This is a genomic window from Isoptericola sp. NPDC057653 (genome assembly GCF_042799955.1).
Taxonomy (GTDB): Bacteria; Actinomycetota; Actinomycetes; order Actinomycetales; family Cellulomonadaceae; genus Isoptericola.
This window is the reverse complement of the sequence record NZ_JBHVHP010000001.1, coordinates 83,056-107,355: the sequence shown is the minus strand read 5'-3', so window position 1 is coordinate 107,355 and position 24,300 is coordinate 83,056. Positions and strand designations below refer to the sequence as shown.

Here is a 24,300-nt window from a genome sequence, read left to right as displayed (position 1 = left end):
CAACGAAGGGCCTGCGAAGCCCATCAGTCCCGCCTCTACTCTGCGAGCGCAGGGAATCAGCCGAACTGAGTAGTCCTTCCAAGATCCCTCGCTAACTGGGGCCGCGGTTAGAGGTAGTGCCCGACTGAGGGGGACGGCTTCCAGCGGCCGGTCGACGTGATGTCGAGGATGCGGCGCGTCGTCATGCCCTCGACGCCGTGCTCGAGGACGGCGCGGCGCGCGACCTCGCGGATCTCCGCGCCCGTCGCGCCGTCGAGGCTGCCGGCGATGGCGGCGAGGTCGAGGCCGTCGCCCCGGCGCGGCAGGTAGATCCTGAGGATGGCGACGCGGCCCTCGTGGCTCGGCAGCGGCACCTCGAGGATGGTGTCGAACCGCCCGGGCCGCTTCACCGCGGGGTCGAGGGAGCCGGGGTCGTTGGTGGTCGCGAGGGTGAGGACGTCGTTGCGCACCCGTGCGCCGTCGAGGGCGTTGAGGAACTCCGAGAAGCCCGACGAGCTGCGCATCTCCGCGTTCGCGACGCCGTCGATGTCCTCCATGACGACGAGGGTGGGGCCGAGCCGCTCGACCTCCTTGTAAAGGTTCTCCGACGCCTGTCGCAGCACGTCCGGCTCCACGATCATCACGGTCATCGCGCCCGCGACCTCCGCCGCGAGGATCCGGCCCAGCTTCGTCTTGCCGACGCCGGGCTTGCCCGCGAGCAGCAGCCCGCGGGTGGTGGGGAGCCCGAGGGAGAGCAGGTCGGCGCGGCGCGTGGTGCCCGACGACAGGAACAGGTCCACCTCGCCCCAGACGGCGTCGGCGAGCACGAGGTCGGCGCGCGTCTCGTGGGTCGCGGGCACGGGCTCGAAGCCGACCTGGTTGCCGTAGCTGGTCACCGACACCTGCAGGATGCGGCCGCGGTACGGGTTCCCCTCGCCCTTGAGGGCGGTGAGGAAGTCGTCGAGCACCGACTCGGCGAGGTCGCGGCGGCCCTCGCCCGTGTAGACGGTGACGTCCGCGGGGTGCCCGCCGCACAGGTGGATCGCGACCGGCTCGTCGCGCAGGGTGCCGGCGGGGAAGAACGCCGACAGGTGGTAGGGCACCGAGAGGGTGTGGTCCTCGCCCAGGCTCAGCGGCCGCCACTCGGGCGTACGGCCCTGCGGCCCGAGGATCTGGTAGCTGCCCTCGTGCTCGGCCATCCACCGGGCCAGGACGTGCCCGTGCAGCAGCAGCTGCGTGTCGGAGACGGCGCGCTTCACCTCGGACATCCGGGACTTCTTCACGCCCAGCTTGCGCGCCGCCCAGCCGGAGCTCGACGTCGGCGTGCCCTTCTTCTTCTTGCGCGGGGCGCCGAGGATCTCCGCGAGCACGCGGATCGTCTGGCGGACCTCCGTCGGGTAGGGGCCGAGCTTCGGCCACAGGAGCCTGCCCTGCTGCTCCTCGGGCGTCGCGACGCCGTCCGTCGTCGTCCCCGAATGTTGTCGCTCGCTCATGGTGCTCCCCGTGCTCCCTGCCGCCGTCCCCGGCGGAACGGCCCGCAGCACCCTATCTGCCTGCATCGACGCCGGCCGAGCCGATAGCGTCGGCGGATGCCGACCCGACACCTGCACGTGCTGCGCCACGGCGCCGCGGACCCGTTCGGAGAGCTGTCGGGGGAGGGGGAGCGGCAGGCGGAGCTGGCCGGCCGCCGCCTCGCCGCGCTGCCGGTCGACGCCGTCTGGCACTCGCCGCTGCCCCGCGCCGCCCGGTCCGCCCAGGTCCTGGCGGCGCAGCTGCCCGACGTCCCCGTCGCCGCGGCACCCGAGCTGACCGACCACGTGCCCCACCTGCCGGACCCCGTGCCGCCGGGGTGGGAGGACTTCTTCGACGACGAGGACCGCGCCGAGGCCGCCGACGGCGCCCGCCTGGCCGCCGCGCTCACCGCGCGGTTCGCCCGCCCCGCCGCGACCGAGACGCACGAGGTGCTGGTCACCCACGCGTTCCAGGTCGCGTGGCTGGTGCGCGACGCGCTCGCCGCCCCGCCCGAGAGCTGGCTGGGCATGCCGTACGGCAACGCCTCCCTCACGACCCTCGAGTACCGCGACGACCGCGGCGCGTCGCTGATCCTCTCCAACGACATGGGCCACCTGCCGCCCGAGCTGCGCTGGACCGGGTTCGGGCCGGTCGTGCGCCCCTGACCTCACACCGTGATCGGGACGTTCGCCTCCAGCTCGGCGAGCCACGCGGCGGCGGAGGCGTCCGACGGCATGCGCCAGTCGCCGCGCGGCGACATGGTGCCGCCGGGGGAGACCTTGGGGCCGTTGGGCAGCGCGGAGCGCTTGAACTGCGACGAGAAGTAGCGGCGGAAGAACACCGTCTCCCACCTCCGGATGGTCTCCAGGTCGTAGGCGGAGCGCTCGTCGTGGGGGAAGTTCGGCGGCCACCCGCCGGCGTCGGCGTCGCGCCAGGCGTGCCAGGCGAGGAACGCGATCTTGGACGGCCGCAGGCCGTGCCGCAGCGTCCAGAACAGCGTGAAGTCCTGCAGCGCGTACGGCCCGATCGTGGCCTCCGTGGACTGCGGCGCCTCGCCGTCGGCCGCCGGCACGAGCTCGGGGGAGATCTCCTGCCCCAGGATCTCCAGGAGCAGGGCGTTCGTCTCCGCCTCGAACCGGCCCGAGTCCGCCACCCAGCGGATGAGGTGCTGGATGAGTGTCTTCGGCACGCCGGTGTTCACCGCGTAGTGCGACATCTGGTCGCCCACGCCGTAGGTGCACCAGCCGAGCGCCAGCTCGGACAGGTCGCCCGTGCCGAGCACGATGCCGCCGCGGTGGTTCGCGAGGCGGAACAGGTAGTCGGTGCGCAGGCCGGCCTGCACGTTCTCGAACGTGACGTCGTAGACCTTCTCGCCGGCGCCGAACGGGTGGTCCAGGTCGCGCAGCATCTGCTCCGCGGCGGGCCGGATGTCGAGCTCCTCGAAGTGCACGCCCAGCGACGTCGCGAGCCGGGTGGCGCGGTCCTTCGTCTCCGCCGACGTCGCGAAGCCGGGCATCGTGATCGCGTGGATGTCGCTGCGGGGCCGGCCCAGCCGGTCCATCGCGCGGGCCGCGACGATCAGCGCGTGCGTCGAGTCCAGGCCGCCCGAGACGCCGAGGACGATCTTCGGCTGCCCGATCGACCGCAGCCGCTGCTCCAGCCCGGCCACCTGGATGGAGTACGCCTCGTAGCAGTCCTGGGCCAGGCGCTCGGGGTCGTCCGGGACGAAGGGGAAGCGGTCCACCTTGCGGCGCAGACCGACGTCGCCCGCCGGCGGGTCCACCGTCCACGGCACGGTGCGGAAGCCGTCGAGACGGTCGGCGAGGGCGCGGCGGTTGTCGTCGAACGACCCCTGCCGCAGCCGCTCCTGGCGCAGCCGGTCGAGGTCGACGTCGGCCACGGAGCGCCGCGCGCCGTCGGGGAAGCGCTCGGTCTCGGCGAGCAGGTCCCCCACCTCGTAGACCATCGTCTGGCCGTCCCACGACAGGTCCGTGCTCGACTCGCCCTGCGCCGCCGCGTACGCGTAGGCGGCGAGCCCGCGGTGCGACGCCGAGCGCACCATGAGCCGCCGGTCCTCCGCCCGCGCCACCGTGATCGGGCTCGCGGACAGGTTCAGCAGCACGGTCGCGCCCGCCAGCGCCGCCTCCGCCGACGGGGGCACGGGCACCCAGAGGTCCTCGCACACCTCGGCGTGCACGACGAGGCCCGCGACGTCGTCGGCGGCGAACAGCAGGTCGGGGCCGAACGGTACGGGCCCGTCGGCGAACGGCAGCGTCACGGTGGCGCCGCGCCGGTCGTCGCCGGGGGCGAACCAGCGCTTCTCGTAGAACTCGCGGTAGTTCGGCAGGTACGACTTGGGTGCGACGCCCAGCACCCGCCCGCCCTGCACGACGACCGCGCAGTTCAGCAGCCGGTTCCCGACCTCGAGCGGGGCGCCGACGACGAGCAGCGGGCGCAGGTCCGCGCTGGCCTCCACGATCGTCGCGAGGGCGTCGGACGTCGCCTCCAGCAGCGTGTCCGCCAGGTGCAGGTCGTCGATGGCGTAGCCGGACACGCACAGCTCCGGGAAGACGGCGACCGCGACGCCGTCGTCGTGGCACGCGCGCGCCTCGGCGAGGATCGCGGCGGCGTTCGCGCGGGGGTCGGCGACGGTGACCGGGACGGTGCAGGCCGCGACGCGGGCGAAGCCATGGGCGTAGGCCGAGGTGAAGTCCACCCCCCGAGTGTAGGAACGCGCGCCACGAACCGCCGAGGAGGACCGTGCCGAGGTGCTCCGGGTCCCGGACCGCCTCGGGGAGTCCGGGACCGTCTCGCGGGGTGGGGTGAGGGGGAGGACGGCGGTCGCTAGGGTCGGGCCGTGCACCCCCGACCCGCGCGCCGTCGTCGCGCCCTCGTCGTCCTGCTCGCCGCCGCGCTCGCGCCCGCGTTCGGTCTCGCCGTCGCGCAGCCCGCCGCCGCGCACGACCGGCTCGTCTCGTCCGACCCGGCCGACGGCGCCGAGGTCGCCGAGCCCCCGACCACCCTCACGCTCGTGTTCAGCGCCGCCATGCTCGACTCGGGCGCCCAGGTGGCCGTCACGACCCCCGACGGCACGACGCCCGCGAAGGTCACCGTGGACGGCGAGGAGGCCGTCGCGACGCTGCCGGCGGACCTGCCCGGCGGCGACTGGGACGTCGCCTGGCGGGTCGTCTCCTCCGACGGCCACCCCATCGAGGGCGACCTGTCGTTCACCGTGGCGGCCGCGTCCCCGAGCCCGACGCCCACCCCCACCCCGACGCCGACGGCGACGGCGACCCCGACGTCGTCCGCGCCCGCGCCCTCGCCCACCGCGAGCGCGCCGGACGACGGGCACGTGCACCGGACGGGCACCCCCGGCGCCGACCTCGACGCCGAGGGCGAGGCCGGGTGGGCGACGGCGTGGCTGTTCCCCGTGGCGGTGCTGGCCGCGGTGGGCGTGGCCGCGGCGGTCGTGCTGCGCCTGCGCCGGCGCGGCACCGACGGCTGGCAGGACGACGAGCACGACGACCGGCACGACGACGGGCCGGACGCCGGGGACGACGGCCCGCAGGAGCCGCACGAGCCCGGCGGGGGCGACCGCCCGCGCGGCTGACGCCGCCCTCCCCGAGCGCGCGATCTGTCCCGCCATGAGGCCCGATAGCGGGACAGATCACGCGCTCGACGGGTGAGCCGGGACGAGTGTCCGGCACGCCACGCGCGGAAAAGTCGCAGGAATCCGCGGATGTTCCCTAGTGTGTTCCCCGGTCCCCCGGCGAGAGCCGGCCGGGATCGTGAACGTGACGACGCGCGGGTCGCGTGCGTCGTGAACCGGAGAAGGGATGCACATGTCGCTGAACAAGTCCGAGCTGGTCTCGGCCATCGCCGGCAAGGCTGAGCTCAGCAAGGCTGAGGCGGAGAAGTTCCTCAACGCCTTCCAGGCTGTGCTCGAGGAGTCGCTCGCCAAGGGCGAGGCGGTCAAGGTCACGGGTCTGCTCTCGGTCGAGCGCGTCGAGCGCGCGGCCCGCACCGGTCGCAACCCGCGCACGGGCGAGGAGATCCAGATCCCGGCCGGCTTCGGTGTGAAGATCAGCGCCGGCTCGCTGCTGAAGAAGGCCGTCACCAAGTGACCCTTCGCTGACCCGGCCACGCGCCAGGTCGGCTACCCGGAGGCCCGCCGCTCGCCCTGCGCGAGCGGCGGGCCTCCGGTGTTCCCGGGCGGGTCCGCGCGCGGCGCCGGCCGTGCCTGGCGTCTCGATCGAGTCCGTCGGCGTCCCGGTCGGCTGGCACCGGGACGCCGGTTGTTGCGACCAGCATGACCACGAACCCGATCGACACGGCGGCCGCGCCGGCCACGGCTCGCCCCGCCACCACCGCGGGCCCGGCGGCGCCCACGACCGCCCCTGCGCCGGCCCCGGCGCCCCGACCCCTGTCCCCGCGGCGCGCGGGCCTCGCGCTCGCCACGATGTTCCTCGGCAGCTTCTCGCTCGTCACGGCGGAGTTCCTGCCGCCCGGGGTGCTGACGCCGGTGGCGCAGGACCTGGGCGTCTCGGAGGGCGTCGTGGGGCTGTCGGTGAGCGTCACCGCCCTCACGGCCCTCGCCACCGCGCTGGGCCTGAGCGCCCTGTTCCCGCGCACGGACCGCCGCACGCTGCTGGTGGTCCTGGCCCTGGGTGCCGTGGTGTCCAACGTGCTGGTCGCCCTCGCGCCGAGCATCGGGGTGCTCATGGCGGCCCGGCTGCTGCTCGGCGCGGCGCTCGGCGGCTACTGGTCGATGTCCCTGGTCATCGCCACGCAGCTCGTCCCGGCGGACCGGGTGGGCCGGGCGATGATGGTCGTGAACGCCGGGACGACGGTCGCGACGGTGGCCGGGGTGCCGCTCGGCGTGATCCTCAGCGCGGCGGCGGGCTGGCGGGTCGTGTTCGTCGCGGCCGCGGTCGTCACGGTGGTGACGGCGGTCGCGATGCGGGCCGCGCTGCCGCCGGTCGCGCCCACGCCGGGCATCGGCTGGTCGGCGACGGGCCGGGCGCTGCGGTCCCCGGGCGTCCCGCTGGGCCTGGTGAGCATCGTCGCCGTCATCGGCGGGCACTTCGTCGGCTTCACGTACGTGCGCCCGGCGCTGTCGGCGCTGCCGGGGGCGGACGTCGGCACCATCGCCGTGCTGCTCGCCCTGTTCGGCGCGGGCGGGCTGGTCGGCAACTTCGCGATCGGGGCGATCGTGGACCGGCACCTGCCGGCGCTGCTGCTCGCCGTGCCGGTGGTGATCGGCGCGGGCGTGGCGGCGGTGGGGCTGGCGGCGGCGTTCCCCGTGCTCGCGTACCCCGCGGTCGTCCTGTGGGGCCTGGCGTTCGGGGGCGTGCTCAACGTGGTGCAGGTGTGGATCACGCGGATCATGCCCGACCAGGTCGAGGCGGGCAGCGGGCTCGTCGTGGCGGCGTTCCAGACCGCGATCATCCTCGGCTCGGCCGTGGGCGGCCTGGGCGTCGACTCCGTCGGGGTGGGCTGGACCTACCTGGTCGCCGCGGTCGTCGCGGTGGCCGGCGGCGTGCTGGTGCGCAGCACGCTCCCGCGACGCCACTCGGACGGCGTCGCGCCCGTGTGACGACGGAAGGCGCGGCCGAACGCCGTGTCCGAGCCGTAGCCCAGCTGGCGGGCGATCGCCGCGACCGGCAGGTCGCCCGCCGCCAGGAGGCAGCGCGCGTGCGCGACCCGCACCTGCGCGAGGTAGCGTCCGGGCGTCTGGCCGGTGGCGTCGCGGAACCGGGCGGCGAACCCGGACCGCGACGCCAGCGCCACCCGCGCCAGGTCGTCCACGCTCCACTCCCGGCCGGGGTCGGCGTGGATCGCGGCGACGGCGCTCGCCAGCCCCGGGTCCTCCCGCTGCATCAGCCAGCGGGCGGGCGCGCAGCCGCGGGCGTACCAGGCGCTGATCGCGAGCGACGCGACGAGCGTGACGACGCGGTCGCCCAGCACGCTGCGGGGGGCGCGGTACGACTCGACGAGGTCGCGCAGCATCGCGGCAGCCGTCGGCTCGGTCTGCGGCAGCTCGGTGAGGAGCACGTGGTCGGGGAGCACGCCGCGGCCGGTGTCCGCGCCGACGGGCGCGACCTGCACGCACTCCACGACGGCCTCCGACAGCGCGTGCACCTCGAACCGCGGCCCGTGCGGCAGGAAGAGGAAGTCGCCGGGCGCCAGGTCCGCCACGTCGCCCACGCCGCGCACCCGCACCAGGCCCTCGGTGACCAGCAGCAGGGCGCCGGAGCCGGTGGCGTGCTCGGCCCAGCCGCCCGGGTCGAGCGCGTGCCGGGACCGCGCGACGAACCGCCACTGCAGCCCCGCGAGCACACGGTCGAGCTCGTCGGCCGCGGCGGACGCGGACGTGACGCCCGGCGCGCCGCACCCGGGCGCGTCCTCGAGGGCGGTCACAGGTCGCCCGTGCTCTCCAGGCGCTTCATCGCCACCCACCCGATCGGCACGCGGGCCCAGTAGGTGACGACGCGGTAGAGCATGGTCACGGAGAACGCCAGGGACGCCGGGATGCCCGCCGCGGTGAGGCCCGCGATGAGCGCGCCCTCGACGCCGCCCAGGCCGCCGGGGGTGGGCACCATCGCGCCGACGGAGTTGCCGACCAGGTAGATCACCGCCACGTCGATGAGGTTGAGCTCCTGCCCGAAGGCCGCCAGGGCGGCGTCGAACGCGAGCACGTAGCCCAGCGTCATGACGACGTTGCCGGCGAGGCCGAGCGCGAGCCGGGTGGGCTGGCCGATCATCTGCGACAGCCGCGGCCACACCTGCTCGAGCGTGGGGCGCGCCTTCTCCCACGCCCACCGGCGCACCGAGGGCACCAGCAGGGTCGCGACGACCGCCACGCCCACGCCGGCGATGGCGAGCAGCACGGTGGTCGACGGCAGGTCGATGAGGCCGCCGGAGCCGGTGGACACGGACAGCACGACGAGCAGCAGCACCGTGACGACGAACTGCGACAGCTGCACCAGCGCCACGGTCGCGACCGCCATCGGGGTGGCGACGCCGCGGCGGGTGAGCATCCGCAGGTTGAGTGCGGCCGGCCCGATCCCGGCGGGCGCCGCGAGCGACACGAAGGAGCCGGCCATCTGCGTGAGGGTCGCGCGCCACAGCGGCAGCTTCTCGGGCGAGAACGCGGTGAACGTGAGCGCCGCGCCGAACCACGTGATCGCGCCGAACGCGAAGGACGCCGCCACCCACCAGGGGTTCGCCTCGGTGATCGCGGCGGCGATCTCCTCGAAGTTCATCGTCGTGACGATCACCGTGACGGCGACGATCGTCAGGGTCAGCATGATGATCGTGCGGGCGCCGAAGCGGGTGATGTTCTGGGGTTGCACGTCGGCCTGCGGCAGCCGCTCGACGAGGGCCTCGCGCAGCTCGTTCAGCAGGCCCTTGGCCTTGCGCACCTCCTCGCGCGTCGGGCTCGGCAGCGCGACGGACTGCAGGAGCGGGCCGATCGCGGCGATCTCCTTGTCGGGCAGCGCGCGGACCGCGGAGGCCAGCGCCCGCCGCGCGCCCACGCGCAGCGCCAGCAGGGCGAGCATCTGCGTGAGGTCGAGCCGCCGCGACAGCGTGCCCGACGCGATCTCGCCCTGCTCCCAGCCGGTGAGCCACACGTGCGGGTCGCCGTGCTCGTCGCGGTGCACCAGCACCACGTCGAGCGTCAGGGAGTGGTGGGTGAGGCCGGCGTCGTGGGCGCGCCGCAGCTGCTCCCAGGCCTCCGCGAGGACGGCGTCGCCGCGCGGGCCCTCGAGGTCGTCGGCGTCGAGGTCGCGCAGCGACACGGCGCCGCGCGCGTGCTCCTGCACCAGCACCACGGAGTCGTCGGCGACGCCGATGCCCTCCAGCCGCTGGGTGCGCACGCCGGCCGCGGTGGCCGCGTACGCGAGGAGGGCGGTGCGCTCGGCCGCGGCGCGCAGCGAGATCGAGGCCCGGCCCTCCAGCCCGCGCAGCCGCAGCGCGCGCCACAGTCGCTGCACGGTGGTCATGACCTGGCGGTCGCCGTCCAGCACGACGATGTCGCGGCGGGGCGCGCCGTCGTCGGTGAACAGCGCGTACACGCGGTTGTCGCCCGCGCGGGTGAGCGCGACGGCGGCGGCGTCCGCCGTCGTCGGGGACGGCGGGAAGGCCTGCCCCTCCTCGGGGAACGCCTCGACGACGTCCCCGTCGGCGTCGTACGCGGCCACGGGGTCCTCGGGCGGGGCGGGCTCCTCGCCGGGGGCCGCGCCGTCGTCGACGACGGCGGACACGTCGCGCACCCGGACCAGCGCCGTCGGGTGAAATCCTGCGCGCCGCACGGCGGCCACGAGGTCGGCGCCGTAGGCGCGCTCGCTGCGCACGCCCGACACGTACTGCACGGCCTGCCCGGCGAGGCGGCCGAGCAGCAGGGCCACGATCACGCCCGGCAGCGACACCTGCCCGGTGATGAGCACGATGGCCAGGGACAGGTAGAGCACGTTCCACGACCAGCGCACCGTGCGGCGGCGGGTGCGCGGGCCGGCCGTGGTGAGCAGGCCGGCGATGGCCGAGACGTACCCGGGGATCTGGAGCTGCCACGTGCCGTCGGAGAAGACCGAGAGCCCGCGGACGAGCTCGTCGCTGCCGAAGTACGAGATCGTCAGCGTCGTCACGATGCCGAGCAGGAGGCCGAGGGCGGCCGCGCAGATCGACTCCACCACCTGCCGGCCCAGCCGGCGCCAGCCCAGCTCGATCAGCACGGCGGCGGGCACGAACAGGGTGACGAGGCCCTCGAGGACCTTGACCGGCACGAACAGGATGCGGGCCAGCAGGGTGCTGAAGTTCTGGACGTCCTCCGTGACGCCCTCGGTGGTCGCGTGCGCGACGACCGACAGGACGAGCACGAGCGCCACGGCCAGCGCGCTGACCACCATGCCGAGCATGTCCGACGGGTGCCGCACCCGTGCCTCGGGGGTGTCGACGACGCGCACGAGGTCCGTCGCGGGGTCGTGGCCGGGGGCGTCCCCGCCGAGCAGCGCCTGCAGCGGACCGGTCGGCGGCGTCGGGTCGGACGCCGGCCCCCGGTGCGCCGGGCGATCCCGGTGCGACGGATCCTGGACGGGACCCGCGGTGCTCGCTCCGGACATGCGGGGAAGTCTAGGCGGGAACGGGCACTGTGGCCTGTGACACGAGGCGGAGCGCAGTGGTAGGTTCCCGGACCACGATGCGACACCGGTCCGGACGTGACCCACGCCCGTGACCAGGGCGACACACCGGTGTGTCTCAGACACCCGCATCGCCACGAGCCCGCGGCCACCCGCCGTGGGCCGGCCTGGACGAAGGGGACCACGACCATGAGTGCCATCAGAGGCTCACGACGCCTGATCGCCGGCGCCGCAGGAACGGCAGTGCTGGCGCTGGTGCTGACCGCGTGCGGCGGCGGTTCCGGCGACGGCGGCAGCGGGGACGGCGGCGGCGGCGCCGCCGAGTCGATGATCATCGGGACGACGGACAAGATCACGTCGCTGGACCCGGCCGGGTCGTACGACAACGGCTCGTTCGCCGTGATGAACCAGGTCTACCCGTTCCTCCTGAACACGCCGTACGGCAGCCCGGACGTGCAGCCGGACATCGCGGAGTCGGCGGACTTCACGTCGCCCAAGGAGTACACGGTCAAGCTCAAGCCGGGCCTGAAGTGGGCCAACGGCAACGACCTGACCTCCTCGGACGTCAAGTTCACGTTCGACCGGCAGCTGAAGATCGCGGACGAGAACGGCCCGTCGTCGCTGCTGTACAACCTCGACTCGGTCGAGACGCCGGACGACACGACCGTCGTCTTCAAGCTGAAGAGCGCGAACGACCAGATCTTCCCGCAGATCCTGTCGTCGCCGGTGGGCCCGATCGTCGACGAGGACGTCTTCTCGGCCGACGCGGTCACCGACGACAAGACGATCGTGGACGGAAAGGCGTTCGCCGGGCAGTACTCGATCAGCGGCTACAAGATGAACGAGCTGGTCAGCTACGAGAAGTACGACGGCTACCAGGGCGTCCTCGGCGCGGCGAAGACGCCGAAGATCAACGTCAAGTACTTCACCGACGCCTCCAACCTCAAGCTCGAGGTGCAGGACGGCTCGGTCGACGTCGCGTTCCGCTCGCTGTCGCCCACCGACATCGAGGACCTCGGCAAGGACGACAAGGTCCAGGTCGTCACGGGCCCCGGTGGCGAGACGCGCTACATCGTCTTCAACTTCAACACCCAGCCGTACGGCGAGAAGCAGTCCGACGCCGACCCGAAGAAGGCGACCGCGGTGCGTCAGGCCGTGGCCGACCTCATCGACCGCCAGGCGCTGGCCGACCAGGTCTACAAGGGCACCTACACCCCGCTGTACTCCTTCGTGCCCGACGGCCTGACCGGCGCGACGGAGCCGCTCAAGGAGAAGTACGGCGACGGCCAGGGCGGGCCCGACGCGGACAAGGCGAAGCAGACCCTCGCCGACGCCGGCGTCACGACCCCGGTCGAGCTGAACCTGCAGTACTCGAACGACCACTACGGCCCGTCGTCGGGCGACGAGTACGCGCTCATCAAGGACCAGCTCGAGGGCAGCGGCCTGTTCAAGGTGAACCTGCAGACCACGGAGTGGGTGCAGTACTCGAAGGACCGCACCGCCGACGTCTACCCGGCGTACCAGCTCGGCTGGTTCCCGGACTACTCGGACGCGGACAACTACCTCACGCCGTTCTTCCTCAAGGAGAACTTCCTGGGCAACCACTACGTGAACCAGGACGTGGAGGACATGATCCTCGAGCAGGCCGTCACGGCCGACGAGGCGAAGCGCACCGAGCTGCTGGGCAAGATCCAGGACGCCGAGGCCGACGACCTGTCGACCGTCCCGTACCTGCAGGGTGCGCAGGTCGCCGTCACGGGCAAGGACGTCACCGGGACCAAGGACACGCTCGACGCGTCGTTCAAGTTCCGCTACGGCGCGCTGGCCAAGGGCTGAGAGACGGACTGAGCTCTTCTCGTGGCCTCACGTAGTACGGCAGGAAGCGCACTGGGACGCTACATCCTGGTGCGCTTCCTGCTCATCATCCCCACCGTGTTCATCCTGGTCACCACCGTCTTCGTGCTCATGCGCGCGACCGGTGACCCCATCACCGCCGCACTGGGCGGCAAGCTGCCGGCCGACCAGCTCCAGCAGCTGATCCACGCGGCCGGCTACGACCGACCGATCCTGGTCCAGTACTGGGACTACCTCACCAGCATCTTCTCGGGCGACTTCGGCACGACGATCAGCGACAACCAGCCCGTCACCGAGGTGCTCACCACCTACGGCGCGGCGACGCTGGAGCTCGCGTTCTACGCGATCGTCGTCGCCCTGGTCCTCGGCGTCCCGTTCGGCATGCTCGCGGGCTACTTCCGCGACCGCCTGCCCGACGCCGCGCTGCGGATCCTCGCGATCCTCGCCTACGCGACGCCGGTCTTCTTCGCGGGCCTGATCCTCAAGCTCGTGTTCAGCGTCTGGCTGGGCTGGTTCCCCGTCGCGGGGCGCGTGTCCACCGACGGCGAGATCTCGATGCAGCTCGCCGGGGCGGACTCCGGGTTCATGCTGGTCGACGCCTTCAAGACCGGGGACCCGGCCGTCGTGCTCGACGTCCTGTCCCACGCGTTCCTGCCCGCGCTGGCGCTCGGCCTGCTCACGGCCGGCGTGTTCCTGCGGCTGGTGCGCACCAACATGATCGGCACCCTGGGCGCCGGGTACGTCGACGCGGCGCGCTCGCGCGGCGTCAAGGAGAACCGCCTCGTGCGCAAGCACGCGTGGCGCCCCGCGCTCATCCCGATCATCACCGTGGCCGGCATGCAGGTCGCGATGCTCCTGGTGGGCGCCGTGCTCACCGAGACGACGTTCGAGTGGCGAGGCCTGGGCTTCCAGCTCTCCGAGTACCTGCAGGCGCGCGACTTCGTGGCCGTGCAGGGGATCGTCGTGCTCATGGCCGTGGTGGTGGCGGTGACGAACTTCCTCGTCGACATCATCGCGGCGCTGGTCGACCCGAGGGTGAGGTACTGATGACCGCGGGAGAGATCACCACCGTCGGCACCGCCGGCACGACCCCCGAGCACCTCGGCGGCAAGGGCGCATGGTTCCGACGGCTGCCCGTCGTGCGCCAGGTGCGCCAGAGCGTGGGCCTCCAGCGCGGCATGCTCGTCGCGGGCCTCGTCCTGACCGCCGTGTTCGTGCTGGTCGCGGTGCTCGCGCCGCTGCTGGCGCCGTACGGCTGGTCGCAGCTGCGCGACCTCGACGGCGCGTTCGGCGCCCAGATGCCGCCGAGCGCCGAGCACTGGTTCGGCACCACCGTGGGCGGGTACGACGTCCTGTCCCGCGTGGTGTGGGGCGCGCGCACGGCCCTACTGGTCGTGCTGGTCGCGGTGCTGTCGTCGATCGTGGTCGGCGTGCTCCTGGGCCTGGTGTCCGGGTACTTCGGCGGCTGGCTCGACCGCGTGCTCGTGGTCGTGGCGGACGCCATCTACGCCTTCCCGTCCCTGCTGCTCGCGATCCTGCTGGCCATCGTCATCTCGGGCGGCAAGTCGGACATGTGGGGCGGCATCCTCGCCGCCGCGCTGTCCATCACCGTGGTGTTCGTGCCGCAGTACTTCCGGGTGGTGCGCGCCGAGGTGGTGCGCATCAAGGCGGAGGCGTTCGTCGACTCGGCGCGCGTGCTCGGCACCGGGCACTGGCGCATCATGACGCGCCACGTGCTGCGCAACTCGACGCGCACGCTGCCGCTGATCGTCACGCTCAACGCGTCGGAGGCGATCCTCACGCTGGCGGGCCTCGGCTTCCTCGGCTTCGGCATCGAGCCGACGGCGGCCGCCGAGTGGGGCTACGACCTGCAGCGCGCCGTCGCGGACGTCACCTCCGGCATCTGGTGGACCGCGCTGTTCCCGGGCCTCGCCATCGTGCTCGCGGCCATGGGCATGACCCTCATGGGCGAGTCGCTCAACGACCTGGCCGACCCGCGCCTGCGCTCGCGCGCCCGCGCCGGGCAGGTGTCCGGCGCCGTCGTGGCCACGTCGGTGGAGCAGTCGGTCGAGGCGGACCCCTCCGACCCGGAGACCCCGGCGTCGGCGGAGCACCGCGAGGAGAACTCGAAGGGAGACGACGCATGAGCGCCGTCGCATCGAACAGCGCCGTCGCGTCGAACGGCGCCGTGGCGACGATCACCGACCTCGCGGTCTCGTTCGCCACGGACGCCGGCCCCGTGCGGGCCGTCGACGGCGTGAGCCTGGAGGTCCAGCCGGGGGAGGTGCTCGCCGTCGTCGGCGAGTCGGGCTCCGGCAAGACCGTCACGGCCAAGACCATCCTCGGCCTGCTGCCGGAGACGGCGACCACCAGCGGCGCCGTCGTCCTCACGGGGCGCGACGGCGGGACGACGGACGTCGTCAACGTCTCCGCGGCGAAGCTGCGCCAGGCGCGCGGCCGCGACGTCGCGATGGTGTTCCAGGAGCCGTCCAGCGTGCTCAACCCCGTGTACGCGGTGGGCTGGCAGATCGCCGAGGGCATCCGCGCGCACGGCGACGTCTCGAAGAAGGAGGCGCGCCGCCGCGCGATCGAGGTGCTCGGCACGGTCGGCATCCCCGACCCCGAGCACCGCGTGGACCACTACCCGCACCAGTTCTCGGGCGGGCAGAAGCAGCGCATCGTCATCGCGATGGCGCTGGTGCTGGGGCCGAGCCTCATCGTCGCGGACGAGCCCACGACGGCGCTCGACGTCACCGTGCAGGCCGAGATCCTCGACCTGCTGCGCCACCTGCGCGACGAGACCGGCACCGCCATCGTGCTCATCACGCACAACATGGGCGTGGTGGCCGACCTCGCCGACCGGGTCGCCGTGATGTACCAGGGCAAGGTCGTGGAGCAGGCGCCCGTCGGCGCGCTGTTCGACGACCCGCAGGCCGACTACACGAAGGCCCTGCTCAAGGCCGTGCCGCGCGTCGGCGAGGGCACCGTCCGCGCCGTCGAGCGCGCGGCCGCGCGTCCCGACGGCTGGGAGTCGGCCGAGCCGGTGGTGCGCGCCGACGGCCTCACCATCACCTACCCGGGCCGGTTCCGGCAGCCGGCGTTCACCGCGGTGGACGGCGTCTCGCTCGCGATCCGCCCCGGCGAGGTGCTGGGGCTCGTGGGGGAGTCCGGCTCGGGCAAGACGACGATCGCCCGCGCCATCGCCGGCCTCACGCCCGTCAGCGGCGGCTCGCTGCGGGTGCTCGGCACGGAGATGCTGGGCGCCCGGGCGCGCGACCTCAAGGCGATGCGTCCGCGGCTGGGGTTCGTCTTCCAGGACCCGGCCACGTCGTTCAACCCGCTGCTGACCATCGCCGAGTGCGTGGCCGAGCCCCTGGTCGTGCACGGGCGGGCCCGCAACCCGGAAGCGGCGCGCGCCCGCGTGGACGCGCTGCTGGAGGCGGTGCAGCTGCCGCGCAGCTACGGCGACCGCTACCCGCACGAGCTGTCCGGCGGGCAGCGGCAGCGCGCGTCGCTGGCCCGCGGCCTGGCGCTCGACCCGGAGCTGCTCATCGCGGACGAGCCGACGTCGGCGCTCGACGTGTCGGTGCAGGCGCGTGTCCTGGAGCTCTTCGCCGAGCTGCAGAAGGAGCTGGGCTTCGCCTGCCTGTTCGTGTCGCACGACCTCGCCGTCGTCGACCTCCTCGCCGACCGGATCGCCGTGCTGTACCGCGGCCACCTGGTCGAGGAGGGCACGGGCGAGCAGGTGCTCGGCAGCCCGCGCGAGGACTACACCAAGCAGCTCCTCGCGTCGCTGCCGGTGCCGGACCCCGCCGCGCAGGCGGAGCACCGCGCCGGGCTGGCCGCCCTGCGAGAGGCCTGACGTGCGCGTCATGTTCGTCCTCGTGCCGGCGGTCATGGCGTTCGTCGGCGTGTGGATGGTGGTGGGCGCCGCGCGCGAGATCGGGGGCGTGCGCGCCCTCCAGAGGTCCGGGCAGGAGACGCGGGGACGGGTGGTCGCCTCCCACGTCAAGCACTCGAGCAGCGGGTCGGGCGAGAGCCGCTCCGTGAGCTCGCGCCTCGTCGAGACCGTCGAGTTCCCCACCCTCGACGGCCGCCGGGTCCGCGGGGTGCCCGCCTACTCCGACGTCGGCATGCTCGACCGCTCGGACACGGACGTGCGGGTGCTCTACGACCCCGCGCTCCCGGAGCGCTTCATCGCGCCGAAGAGCGCCCGCATGGGCACCGGCGGCGCGGTGGGGCGGATCGTCTTCGCGCTGGTGTTCCTCGCGTTCGTCGCCGGGTTCGTCGTGCTCTCGCAGGGCATGCTCTCCGACGTCCCGTTCTGACGGTCGTCCGGCGCCGCGGGGCGCGCTGCCCGTCGCGCAGGACTGAGGCCGACGGCGACGCCGGCCGCGACGAGCAGCGCCCCCGCGACGTCCGCCACGCCCACGCGCCCCAGCCCGAGCGCGACGGTCGTGAGCAGCGCCCCCACGGGGACGAGCCCGGCGAACAGCCCGGCGCGGTCGGGGCCGAGGCGGCCGAGGGCGTCGTACCAGAGGAAGAACGCGGCCGCCGTGACCACGGCGCCGAGGTAGGCGAAGGCGGCCGCCTCGCCGGCCGTGGGCAGGCGCAGGGCGGTGGCGCCGTCCAGCGCGAGCCCGGCCACGAGCAGCAGCGGCACGGCCAGGGCGGCAGGGTAGGCGGCGACGCGCAGCGGCCCGAGCCTGGGCAGGAGCGGGACGGCCAGGAGCGAGAACGCCACCTCGCCGGCGAGGGCGCCCAGGGACAGCAGGAGCCCGGCCGGGCTGCCCGAGCCCAGCCCGGCGGCGACGGCGGTGCCGAGCGCCACGACGACCGCGGCCGCCACCGTCCGCGGGGCGGGCGGTCGGCGTGCCAGCAGCGGGCCGACGAGCGCGAGGGCGAGGGGCACGCCGCCGACGACGGCGCCGATCATCGCGGGCCCGGCGTGCCGCGTCGCCTCGACGAGGAAGACGTTGAACCCCGCCAGGCCCGTCGCGGCGAGCGCGACCAGGAGCACGACGTCGCGCGCCGTCAGGCGTACCCGCGGCAGGCGACGGTGGCGCACGACGGCGAGCAGGATCACCGCGGCGAGGGCGTAGCGCAGCGCCTGGCCGGTGAGCACGGGGTAGTCGGCGACGGTGGCCGTCACCGCCGTCGAGGTGCCGACCAGCAGCATCGCCGAGGCCGCGCCGGCGGAGGCCCGGCCGGTGGCGCTCATGCGGCGGCCGTCGTGCTCGCCGCGGGGGAGAGGACCTTGCGGGTGACGCGCTCGGCGAGCGCGGCGACGAGGGTCCGGGGGCGGCGCGGCGCGAGGTGCGCGGCGAGGGCGTTGCCGAGCCCGGGGGCGACGTACCCGCGGTCGCGGTCCAGCGCGCGCAGGGCGGCGCGCACGACGGGCGGCGGGGTGGTCGTGGCGCCGGTGACGGCGGCCCGCCGGGTGCCGATGGCGTCGAAGAAGCCGGTCTCGACGGGGCCGGGGCAGAGGGTGAGGACGCGGACGCCCCGGCCCCGGTACTCCTGTCGCAGGGCCAGGCCGAAGCTCAGCACGAACGCCTTCGCGGCGCCGTAGACGGCGAAGTACGGGGAGGGCTGGAAGGCGGCGTTCGAGGCGACGTTGACGACCGCGCCGCCGCCGCGCGCCAGCATCCCCGGCAGGAGCGCATGGGTGAGGTCGACGAGCGCAACGACGTTCACCATGAGCTGGTCGTGGTCGCGCGGCCGGTCGATCTCCTCGAACCGGCCGCAGGTGCCGAACCCGGCGTTGTTGACCAGCAGGTCGACGGCCAGGTCGCGGGCGACGAGGCCGTCCGCGACCTGGCGGGCGGCGTCCGGCGCGGCGAGGTCCTGGACCAGCACGTGGGCGGCGACGCCGTGCTCGGCCCGCAGGCGCTCGGCGAGGGCGGCGAGCCGGTCGGCGGACCGGGCCACCAGGACGACGTCGTGGCCACGGGCCGCGAGCTGCTCGGCGAACTCCGCGCCGAGCCCGGACGACGCTCCCGTGATCAGGGCGGTGGTGGGCACGATCTCCTCCTTCGGTGGACGGCAACTGGGTGCGATCGTAGCGGTTTCACGTCAACATGCAACAACGATGATGCAGTTATACCCCGGACTGCGTCGGGCGGGTACCGTGTGCGGGGTCGAGATGCCGGCCGCTCGGCTCGGCGCGGCGGTACCGACGAACCGAGGGAGTCGCGATGGGCGGGACGGCAGCCAGGCCGCTGCGGGCGGACGCGGAGCGCAGCGTGCGCGCGATCCTCGAGGCGGCGGAGCGGGTGCTCGTCGACGACCCGGCCGCGTCGTTGGAGCAGATCGCCGCGGCCGCCGGGGTGGCCCGCACCACGGTGCACCGCCGGTTCGCCAGCCGGCAGGCGCTGGTCGAGGCGCTGGCCGCGTCGGCCGTCCGGCAGCTCGCGCAGGCGGTGGACGACGGGCGGCCGGACACCGCGCCGCCGCTGGTGGCGATGCACCGGATCACCGCCAACGTGCTGCAGGTCAAGAGCGCGTGGGCGTTCGCCCTCGGCCTGCCGGCGGACCCGGGCGGCGAGGCCGCCGCCCTCCAGCAGGACGTCGACCGCCGGTGCGTCGCGGTGCTCGAGCGCGCCCGTGCCGACGGCGTCGTCGACGCCGGCGCCGACCTCGACTGGGTGCGTCGCGTCTACTACGCGCTGATCGGGGAGTCCCTGCGCGAGGCCGCGGCGGGCGCGGACCCGGACGCCCTCGCGGCCCGCATCGTCGACACCCTGCTGCGGGGGGCCGGGCCCCGCGGCTGACCCGGCTCGGCGGCCTCAGCGCGCGGCGAGCTCCCGCACGGTGGCCGCGAGCCGCTCGTGGAACCCGGGGAAGGTCTTCTTCACGCACCCCGGGTCGTCCAGGGCGAGGCCGGGGGTCCGCAGCCCGGCGACGGCGAACGCCATCGCGATCCGGTGGTCCCCGAAGCAGGCGACCTCGGCCGCTCGCGGGACACCGGGCTGGATCTCGATCCAGTCCGGCCCGGTCTCGACGCCGATCCCCAGGGCGCGCAGGTTGACGGCGCAGGCGTCGAGGCGGTCGCACTCCTTGACCCGGGTGTTGGCGACGTCGACGATGCGCGTCGGCCCGTCCGCGAACGGGGCGATCGCGGCGAGCGTCGGCATGGTGTCCGAGATGTCGCGCATGTTCACGGTGATGCCGCGGAGCCGGCCCGTGCCCGTGACGGTCGTCGCGCCCGCGTCCTGCTCGACCCGGGCCCCCATCCGCGCGAGCACGTCCACGAAGGCGAGGTCGCCCTGCAGGGCGCCGGCGCCGAGGCCTCGCACGGTGACCGGCTCGCCGAGCAGCGCGGCCGCGGCGAAGAAGTAGCTGGCCGACGACGCGTCGGGCTCGACGACGTACCGGGTGGCCGTGTACTCGCCCGGCGCGACGCGGTAGAGCCGTCCCGACCGCTCCACCTCGACGCCGAAGGCGGCCATCATCGCGGTGGTGATGGCGACGTACGGCTCGGAGACCAGGTCGGTGACCTCGACCGTCAGCCCGTCGCGCATCAACGGCCCCGCGAGGAGCAGGGCGGTGAGGAACTGGGACGACGTCCCCGCGTCCAGGCGGAGCGACCCGCCGCGCAGGCCGGCGGCGGCCACGGTCACGGGGTGGTGGTCGGCGGCGCCGGGGAACTCGAGCGTGGCACCCAGCTCCACCAGGGCCCGCGTGAGGGGCGCCATCGGCCGCCGGCGCATCTGCTCCGACGCGTCGAACGCGTAGCGGCCGTGGCCGGCCGCAGCCAGCGTCGGGAGGAAGCGCGCCGTCGTCGCGCCGTCGCGGGCGAACACGTTCGCGGAACGACGCGGCGGCCCGGCGGGCGAGCCGTCGACGACCCAGCTCGACGCCTGCCGGTCGACGGCGTACCCGAGCGCGCGCAGCCCCTCGGCGAAGGCCTCCGTGTCGTCCGACTCGAGCGGGTCGACCAGCGTCGTGCGGCCCCGCGCGGCCGCGGCGAGGAACAGCGCCCGCGCGGTGATGGACTTGGAGCCGGGGATCGGGACGACGGTCACGCGCCCGACGGTAGCCGCCCCCCGACCGGTCCGGGCGGGGTGGTCACAGGCCGAGCGCGTCCTTCCAGTCCTGCGGCAGGAGGGCGTAGCCGACGAACGCGACGACGTCGAGCAGGGTGTGCGCGACGACGAGCGGCACCACGCGGTTCCGGCCCCACCGGCTGGTGTAGAACCACGAGAACACGAGGCCCATGACGACGTTGCCGAAGAACGGCCCGATGCCCTGGTACAGGTGGTAGGAGCCGCGCAGCAGCGAGCTCCACACGACGAACCACAGCCGGGACCAGCCGAGGTCGCGCGTGCGCTCGCGCAGGTACGCCACGGCCACGACCTCCTCGAGCAGCCCGTTCTGCAGGGCGGCGAGGATCAGCACCGGCACGGTCCACCAGTGCTCGTTCAGCGCGCTGGCCTGCACGGACACGGTGATGCCGAGGGCTCGGCCCAGCAGGTAGAACGCGAGCCCCGGGATGCCGATGGCGGCGGCGAGGCCGAACCCCCAGGCGACGTCGCGGCCGGGGCGGGCGCCGTCGAGCCCCCAGTCGAGGCCGATCCGCCGGCGCGTGCCGGTCCAGGTCGCGGACGCGCGCCCGCTCAGCAGGTAGAGGGCCAGGACGACCGGCACGAGCGCGAAGAAGATCCCCAGCAGCTGGTAGGTGAGGTCGAGCAGCGAGCGGTCGGACTGGCTGGCGTTGAGGGTGGCCGTCTGGTCGGCGAGCCGGGTCTCGGCGGTGAGCCTCGCGATGATGTTGACCAGCGCGTACACGCCGCTCTGGCCGAGGCTGAGGCCCAGCACGATCCAGATCTCCGCGGTGGTGCGGCGGCGCTCGGACGGCGTGGTGGCGGGCGCCACGGCGGGCAGGACGACGGGCGGCACGGCGGTCACGGGCCCAGGGTAGGTCCGCGCGCCCGGCCCGGCTCACAGGTGCCGGCCAGCCGGCTCGTCGCGGCGTGGGCGGCGACGTGTCGTCGTGCGTCGAGGGGTTGTGCGCGGGCGGGCGCCGTGGCATGCTTCACAAACAGGTTTGCATCACAAAGTTCTCTGTGAGGTACCGATGACCAGCACCCCCGACCGGCCTGGCGACGACGTCGCCGCGCTGGCCGCCGCCGACTCGCTCCGCCTCATCCGCGAGCAGCAGGACCGCGCCCGCGCCGCCCTCGAGCCGGACGGCCGCGCGCTGTACGGCGCCTGGGGCGTCGCCTGGCTCGCCGGCTACCTCGTCCTGTGGGCCAGCGCCCGCGCCCACGGGGAGCCCGAGCCGTGGGCGTTCTGGGTGTTCGCCGGCGCCATCGCCGCGGCCGTCGTCTTCACGATGGTGCACACCATCAGCCGGACGGCGGGCACGCGCGGCGTCTCCGCCCGGACCGGGGCGATGTACGGCTGGTCGTGGATGCTCGGCTTCCTCACCTTCAGCGTGTTCCTCGGCGGCCTCGCCCGGGCGGGCGCGGACGGCGAGGTCATGGCCCTCGCCAGCAACGGCGGCGCGTGCCTCGTCGTCGGGCTGCTCTACCTGGGCGGCGCCACGGCGTTCGGCGACCGGAGCCTGTTCGTCCTCGGCGCGTGGATCCTTCTGGTGGCGGGGGCCGCGACGCTCGTCGGGCTGCCCGGCACGTACCTCGTGATGGCGCTCGCGGGGGGCGGCGGGTTCGTCGTGATGGCGGGCGTCGAGCACCTGCGGATCCTGCGCCGGCGCCGCCGCACCGACGACGGGGGCGGCCGTGCCTGACGCCCTCGACCCGGTCATCCACGCCCCCGCCCGGCTGCGCGTCGTCGCGACGCTCGCCGCCCTGGACGCCGGCGACGAGCTGAGCTTCCCCAAGCTGCAGAAGCTCCTCGACATGACGGCGGGCAACCTGTCCACCCACCTGCGCAAGCTCGAGGACGCCGGCTACGTCCGCGTCACCAAGACCCACGAGGGTCGCACCCCCGCCACGTACCTCGCCCTCACGCCCGCCGGGCGTCGGGCGTTCGAGGACTACACCGAGGCCCTCACCGGCCTGCTGAGAGGAGCCGGATCATGACCCGCACCCCGCCGCCCGGGCGCGCGCCCGCCGTCGCGCCCGCGCCGGTCCCCACGCCCCCGGGTGCCGCGGCCGACGCCGTCGTGGCCGTCCACGGCGTGACGCGGCGCTTCGGCGACGTCGTCGCCCTCGACGACGTCAGCCTCGACGTCGGACCCGGCGAGCTCGTCGGGCTCCTCGGCCCCAACGGCGCCGGCAAGTCCACGCTGCTGTCGTTGGTCAGCGGCCAGCGCCGCCCCGACTCCGGCACCGTGCGGCTGCTGGGCGGCGACCCCCGCGACGCCGCCAGCCGCGCCGGCCTCGGCATCACCCCGCAGGAGACGGGCCTGCCGGCCACCCTGCGCGTGGGCGAGGTGGTCGACTTCGTGGGCGGGCACTTCGCGAGCCCGGTGCCGACCGGCGAGCTGCTGGAGCAGTTCGGCCTCACCGACCTGGCCCGCCGCCAGACGGGCGCGCTCTCGGGCGGGCAGAAGCGCCGGCTCGCGGTGGCGCTCTCGCTCGTGGGGCGCCCGCGCGTCGTGCTGCTCGACGAGCCCACCACCGGGCTCGACGTCGGCGCCCGGCAGGCGCTGTGGGACGCCATCCGCGCCTACCACGCGGGCGGCGGCACCGTGCTGCTGACCAGCCACTACCTCGAGGAGGTGCAGGCGCTGGCGCAGCGCGTGGTCGTCATCGACCGCGGCGTGGTGCGCGCCGACGACTCGCTCGAGGCCATCCTGCGCCGCGTCGGTCTGCGCCGCGTTGCCCTGTGGTCCGCGACGGACCTGGCCGCGTGGCCGGGCGTCGTGCGCGCGGAGCGCCGGGACGACGGCGCGCAGGAGCTGTACACCGCCGACGCGGACGCCCTCGTGCGCGACCTCGTGCGCGGCGACGTGGACTTCCACGACCTCCAGATCCGGGGCGCCAGCCTCGAGGAGGCCTTCGAGGAGATGGTGATGCAGGAGGCGACCCGATGAGCGCGACGACGACCACGACCCCGGGACGGGCGCCGGGCGCCCCCGGGCCGCTGCGGCTGACCTGGCTGCACCTGCGCTACCAGTTCCTCGAGACGGTGCGCGTGCCGATCGCGGTGCTGGGCAACATGCTGTTCCCCGCGCTGGCGATGTTCTTCTTCGTGGTGCCGCAGCGCGAGGTCGCGAACGACCCCCTGTGGTCCACGATGGCGGTCGCGAGCCTCGGCCTGTTCGCCGTCTGCTCGGCCAGCCTGTTCACCTACGGGCTGGGCGTGGCGGAGGACCGCCAGCTCCCGTTCGACCCGTTCCTGCGTTCCCTGCCCGCCGGCCCCGGCCCGCGGATGGTGGCGCGGATCGGCAACGGCGCGATCTTCGCGCTCTTCGGGCTGGTGCCGCTCATCCTCATCGGCTGGCTGTTCACGGCCGCGTCGGTGACGTTCGGGCAGCTGCTCGCCGGGGTCGGCACGACCCTGCTGGTCTCCGTGCCGTTCGTGCTGCTCGGCATGGCCGTGGGCTACTCGCTGTCCGCGAAGGCGGCGCTGCCGGTCGTGCAGGTGGTGCTGTTCCCGCTGGCGTTCGCGGGCGGGCTGTTCCTGCCGCCGCAGATGTTCCCCGGCTGGCTGGACGCCATCTCGCAGGCCACCCCCACCCGCGCCGGTCGTGACCTGCTGGTCCAGGCCCTCACCGGGCAGCCGGCCTACCCCGCCGCCTGGCTGGTGCTGCTCGGCTGGACGGTGCTGTTCGCCGTCCTCGCCGTCGGCGCGTACCGCCGCGACGAGGGCCGCCGCTTCCGCTGACCGCCCCTGGGGGCGTGGC

Annotated in this window: 21 protein-coding genes and 1 pseudogene; 14 read left to right on the top strand and 8 right to left on the bottom strand. The window is 74.3% G+C overall.

The features are described from left to right. Positions 1-107: 107 nt before the first annotated feature. Positions 108-1,472 carry an AAA family ATPase gene (locus ACFU9A_RS00430; protein ID WP_430573284.1) on the bottom strand — a complete coding sequence of 455 codons (1,365 nt, stop codon included), beginning with the start codon at positions 1,470-1,472 and terminating at the stop codon, positions 108-110. A 96-nt stretch (positions 1,473-1,568) separates the two neighbouring features. Here ACFU9A_RS00430 and ACFU9A_RS00425 point away from each other — a divergent pair, with 96 nt between their 5' ends. After that, positions 1,569-2,156, top strand: coding sequence for a histidine phosphatase family protein (locus ACFU9A_RS00425; protein WP_430573283.1), 588 nt, complete (start codon positions 1,569-1,571; stop codon positions 2,154-2,156). Between the two features lie 2 nt (positions 2,157-2,158). Here the strand turns inward: ACFU9A_RS00425 and ACFU9A_RS00420 are convergent, their stop codons facing one another. After that, on the bottom strand, positions 2,159-4,207 hold the full coding sequence (locus ACFU9A_RS00420; protein WP_430573282.1) for an NAD(+) synthase: 2,049 nt from the start codon (positions 4,205-4,207) through the stop codon (positions 2,159-2,161). A 141-nt stretch (positions 4,208-4,348) separates the two neighbouring features. On the opposite strand from ACFU9A_RS00420, the gene ACFU9A_RS00415 reads away from it, so the two are divergent. The 3 genes from ACFU9A_RS00415 to ACFU9A_RS00405 all read left to right on the top strand — a co-directional run bounded on the left by ACFU9A_RS00415 (position 4,349) and on the right by ACFU9A_RS00405 (position 7,087). Further along, positions 4,349-5,101, top strand: a complete 753-nt coding sequence (locus ACFU9A_RS00415) for a copper resistance protein CopC (protein ID WP_430573281.1) — start codon at positions 4,349-4,351, stop codon at positions 5,099-5,101. A 232-nt stretch (positions 5,102-5,333) separates the two neighbouring features. Next, positions 5,334-5,615, top strand: a complete 282-nt coding sequence (locus ACFU9A_RS00410; RefSeq protein WP_430573280.1) for an HU family DNA-binding protein — start codon at positions 5,334-5,336, stop codon at positions 5,613-5,615. Between the two features lie 185 nt (positions 5,616-5,800). After that, a complete protein-coding gene (locus ACFU9A_RS00405; protein WP_430573279.1) occupies positions 5,801-7,087 on the top strand; it encodes an MFS transporter in 1,287 nt (428 codons plus the stop codon). Here ACFU9A_RS00405 and ACFU9A_RS00400 read toward each other — a convergent pair. Both ACFU9A_RS00400 and ACFU9A_RS00395 read right to left on the bottom strand, forming a co-directional pair. Then, the gene (locus ACFU9A_RS00400) at positions 6,994-7,911 is read right to left on the bottom strand and encodes a helix-turn-helix domain-containing protein (RefSeq protein WP_430573278.1); all 918 of its coding nucleotides are present in this window, start codon (positions 7,909-7,911) and stop codon (positions 6,994-6,996) included. The two genes, ACFU9A_RS00405 and ACFU9A_RS00400, sit on opposite strands and share 94 nt — an antisense overlap. Then, positions 7,908-10,613: a flippase-like domain-containing protein gene (locus ACFU9A_RS00395; RefSeq protein WP_430573277.1), complete on the bottom strand. Its 2,706-nt coding sequence runs from the start codon at positions 10,611-10,613 to the stop codon at positions 7,908-7,910. Before ACFU9A_RS00395 ends, ACFU9A_RS00400 begins: the two co-directional genes overlap by 4 nt. 207 nt (positions 10,614-10,820) lie before the next feature. On the opposite strand from ACFU9A_RS00395, the gene ACFU9A_RS00390 reads away from it, so the two are divergent. The 5 genes from ACFU9A_RS00390 to ACFU9A_RS00370 are packed head-to-tail and all read left to right on the top strand — an operon-like array spanning position 10,821 to position 16,813. Then, the gene (locus ACFU9A_RS00390; protein WP_430573276.1) at positions 10,821-12,467 is read left to right on the top strand and encodes an ABC transporter substrate-binding protein; all 1,647 of its coding nucleotides are present in this window, start codon (positions 10,821-10,823) and stop codon (positions 12,465-12,467) included. Positions 12,468-12,488: 21 nt separating this feature from the next. Beyond that, positions 12,489-13,532 carry an ABC transporter permease gene (locus tag ACFU9A_RS00385; RefSeq protein ID WP_430573275.1) on the top strand — a complete coding sequence of 348 codons (1,044 nt, stop codon included), beginning with the start codon at positions 12,489-12,491 and terminating at the stop codon, positions 13,530-13,532. Next, the gene (locus tag ACFU9A_RS00380) at positions 13,532-14,632 is read left to right on the top strand and encodes an ABC transporter permease (protein ID WP_430573274.1); all 1,101 of its coding nucleotides are present in this window, start codon (positions 13,532-13,534) and stop codon (positions 14,630-14,632) included. The genes ACFU9A_RS00385 and ACFU9A_RS00380 overlap by 1 nt, the downstream gene beginning before the upstream one ends. Then, entirely contained in the window at positions 14,629-16,347 is a 1,719-nt protein-coding gene (locus tag ACFU9A_RS00375; protein ID WP_430573273.1) for a dipeptide ABC transporter ATP-binding protein, read from the top strand. The genes ACFU9A_RS00380 and ACFU9A_RS00375 overlap by 4 nt, the downstream gene beginning before the upstream one ends. A gap of 10 nt (positions 16,348-16,357) precedes the next feature. After that, the gene (locus ACFU9A_RS00370; protein WP_430573272.1) at positions 16,358-16,813 is read left to right on the top strand and encodes a DUF3592 domain-containing protein; all 456 of its coding nucleotides are present in this window, start codon (positions 16,358-16,360) and stop codon (positions 16,811-16,813) included. Between the two features lie 62 nt (positions 16,814-16,875). Here ACFU9A_RS00370 and ACFU9A_RS00365 read toward each other — a convergent pair. Then, positions 16,876-17,664: pseudogene (locus tag ACFU9A_RS00365) on the bottom strand (DMT family transporter); the annotation flags it as partial. 38 nt (positions 17,665-17,702) lie between these two features. Further along, positions 17,703-18,509 (bottom strand): SDR family NAD(P)-dependent oxidoreductase, encoded by an 807-nt coding sequence (locus tag ACFU9A_RS00360; RefSeq protein WP_430573271.1) that lies wholly within the window; start codon positions 18,507-18,509, stop codon positions 17,703-17,705. 173 nt (positions 18,510-18,682) lie between these two features. Here ACFU9A_RS00360 and ACFU9A_RS00355 point away from each other — a divergent pair, with 173 nt between their 5' ends. Next, complete coding sequence (locus ACFU9A_RS00355; protein WP_430573270.1) at positions 18,683-19,258, top strand: TetR/AcrR family transcriptional regulator; 576 nt, start codon at positions 18,683-18,685, stop codon at positions 19,256-19,258. A gap of 15 nt (positions 19,259-19,273) precedes the next feature. Here ACFU9A_RS00355 and aroA read toward each other — a convergent pair whose 3' ends face one another. Beyond that, positions 19,274-20,512, bottom strand: coding sequence for a 3-phosphoshikimate 1-carboxyvinyltransferase (aroA, locus tag ACFU9A_RS00350; protein ID WP_430573269.1), 1,239 nt, complete (start codon positions 20,510-20,512; stop codon positions 19,274-19,276). A gap of 43 nt (positions 20,513-20,555) precedes the next feature. Continuing rightward, positions 20,556-21,386, bottom strand: a complete 831-nt coding sequence (locus ACFU9A_RS00345) for a CPBP family intramembrane glutamic endopeptidase (RefSeq protein WP_430575315.1) — start codon at positions 21,384-21,386, stop codon at positions 20,556-20,558. A 178-nt stretch (positions 21,387-21,564) separates the two neighbouring features. Here ACFU9A_RS00345 and ACFU9A_RS00340 point away from each other — a divergent pair, with 178 nt between their 5' ends. From ACFU9A_RS00340 to ACFU9A_RS00325, 4 genes are read left to right on the top strand one after another with little or no spacing between them, the layout of a single operon-like run. Beyond that, a complete protein-coding gene (locus ACFU9A_RS00340) occupies positions 21,565-22,236 on the top strand; it encodes a hypothetical protein (protein ID WP_430573268.1) in 672 nt (223 codons plus the stop codon). Further along, on the top strand, positions 22,229-22,531 hold the full coding sequence (locus ACFU9A_RS00335; protein ID WP_430573267.1) for a transcriptional regulator: 303 nt from the start codon (positions 22,229-22,231) through the stop codon (positions 22,529-22,531). The genes ACFU9A_RS00340 and ACFU9A_RS00335 overlap by 8 nt, the downstream gene beginning before the upstream one ends. Next, complete coding sequence (locus tag ACFU9A_RS00330; protein WP_430573266.1) at positions 22,528-23,487, top strand: ABC transporter ATP-binding protein; 960 nt, start codon at positions 22,528-22,530, stop codon at positions 23,485-23,487. The genes ACFU9A_RS00335 and ACFU9A_RS00330 overlap by 4 nt, the downstream gene beginning before the upstream one ends. Further along, positions 23,484-24,281 carry an ABC transporter permease gene (locus tag ACFU9A_RS00325; RefSeq protein WP_430573265.1) on the top strand — a complete coding sequence of 266 codons (798 nt, stop codon included), beginning with the start codon at positions 23,484-23,486 and terminating at the stop codon, positions 24,279-24,281. Before ACFU9A_RS00330 ends, ACFU9A_RS00325 begins: the two co-directional genes overlap by 4 nt. Positions 24,282-24,300 lie beyond the last annotated feature (19 nt).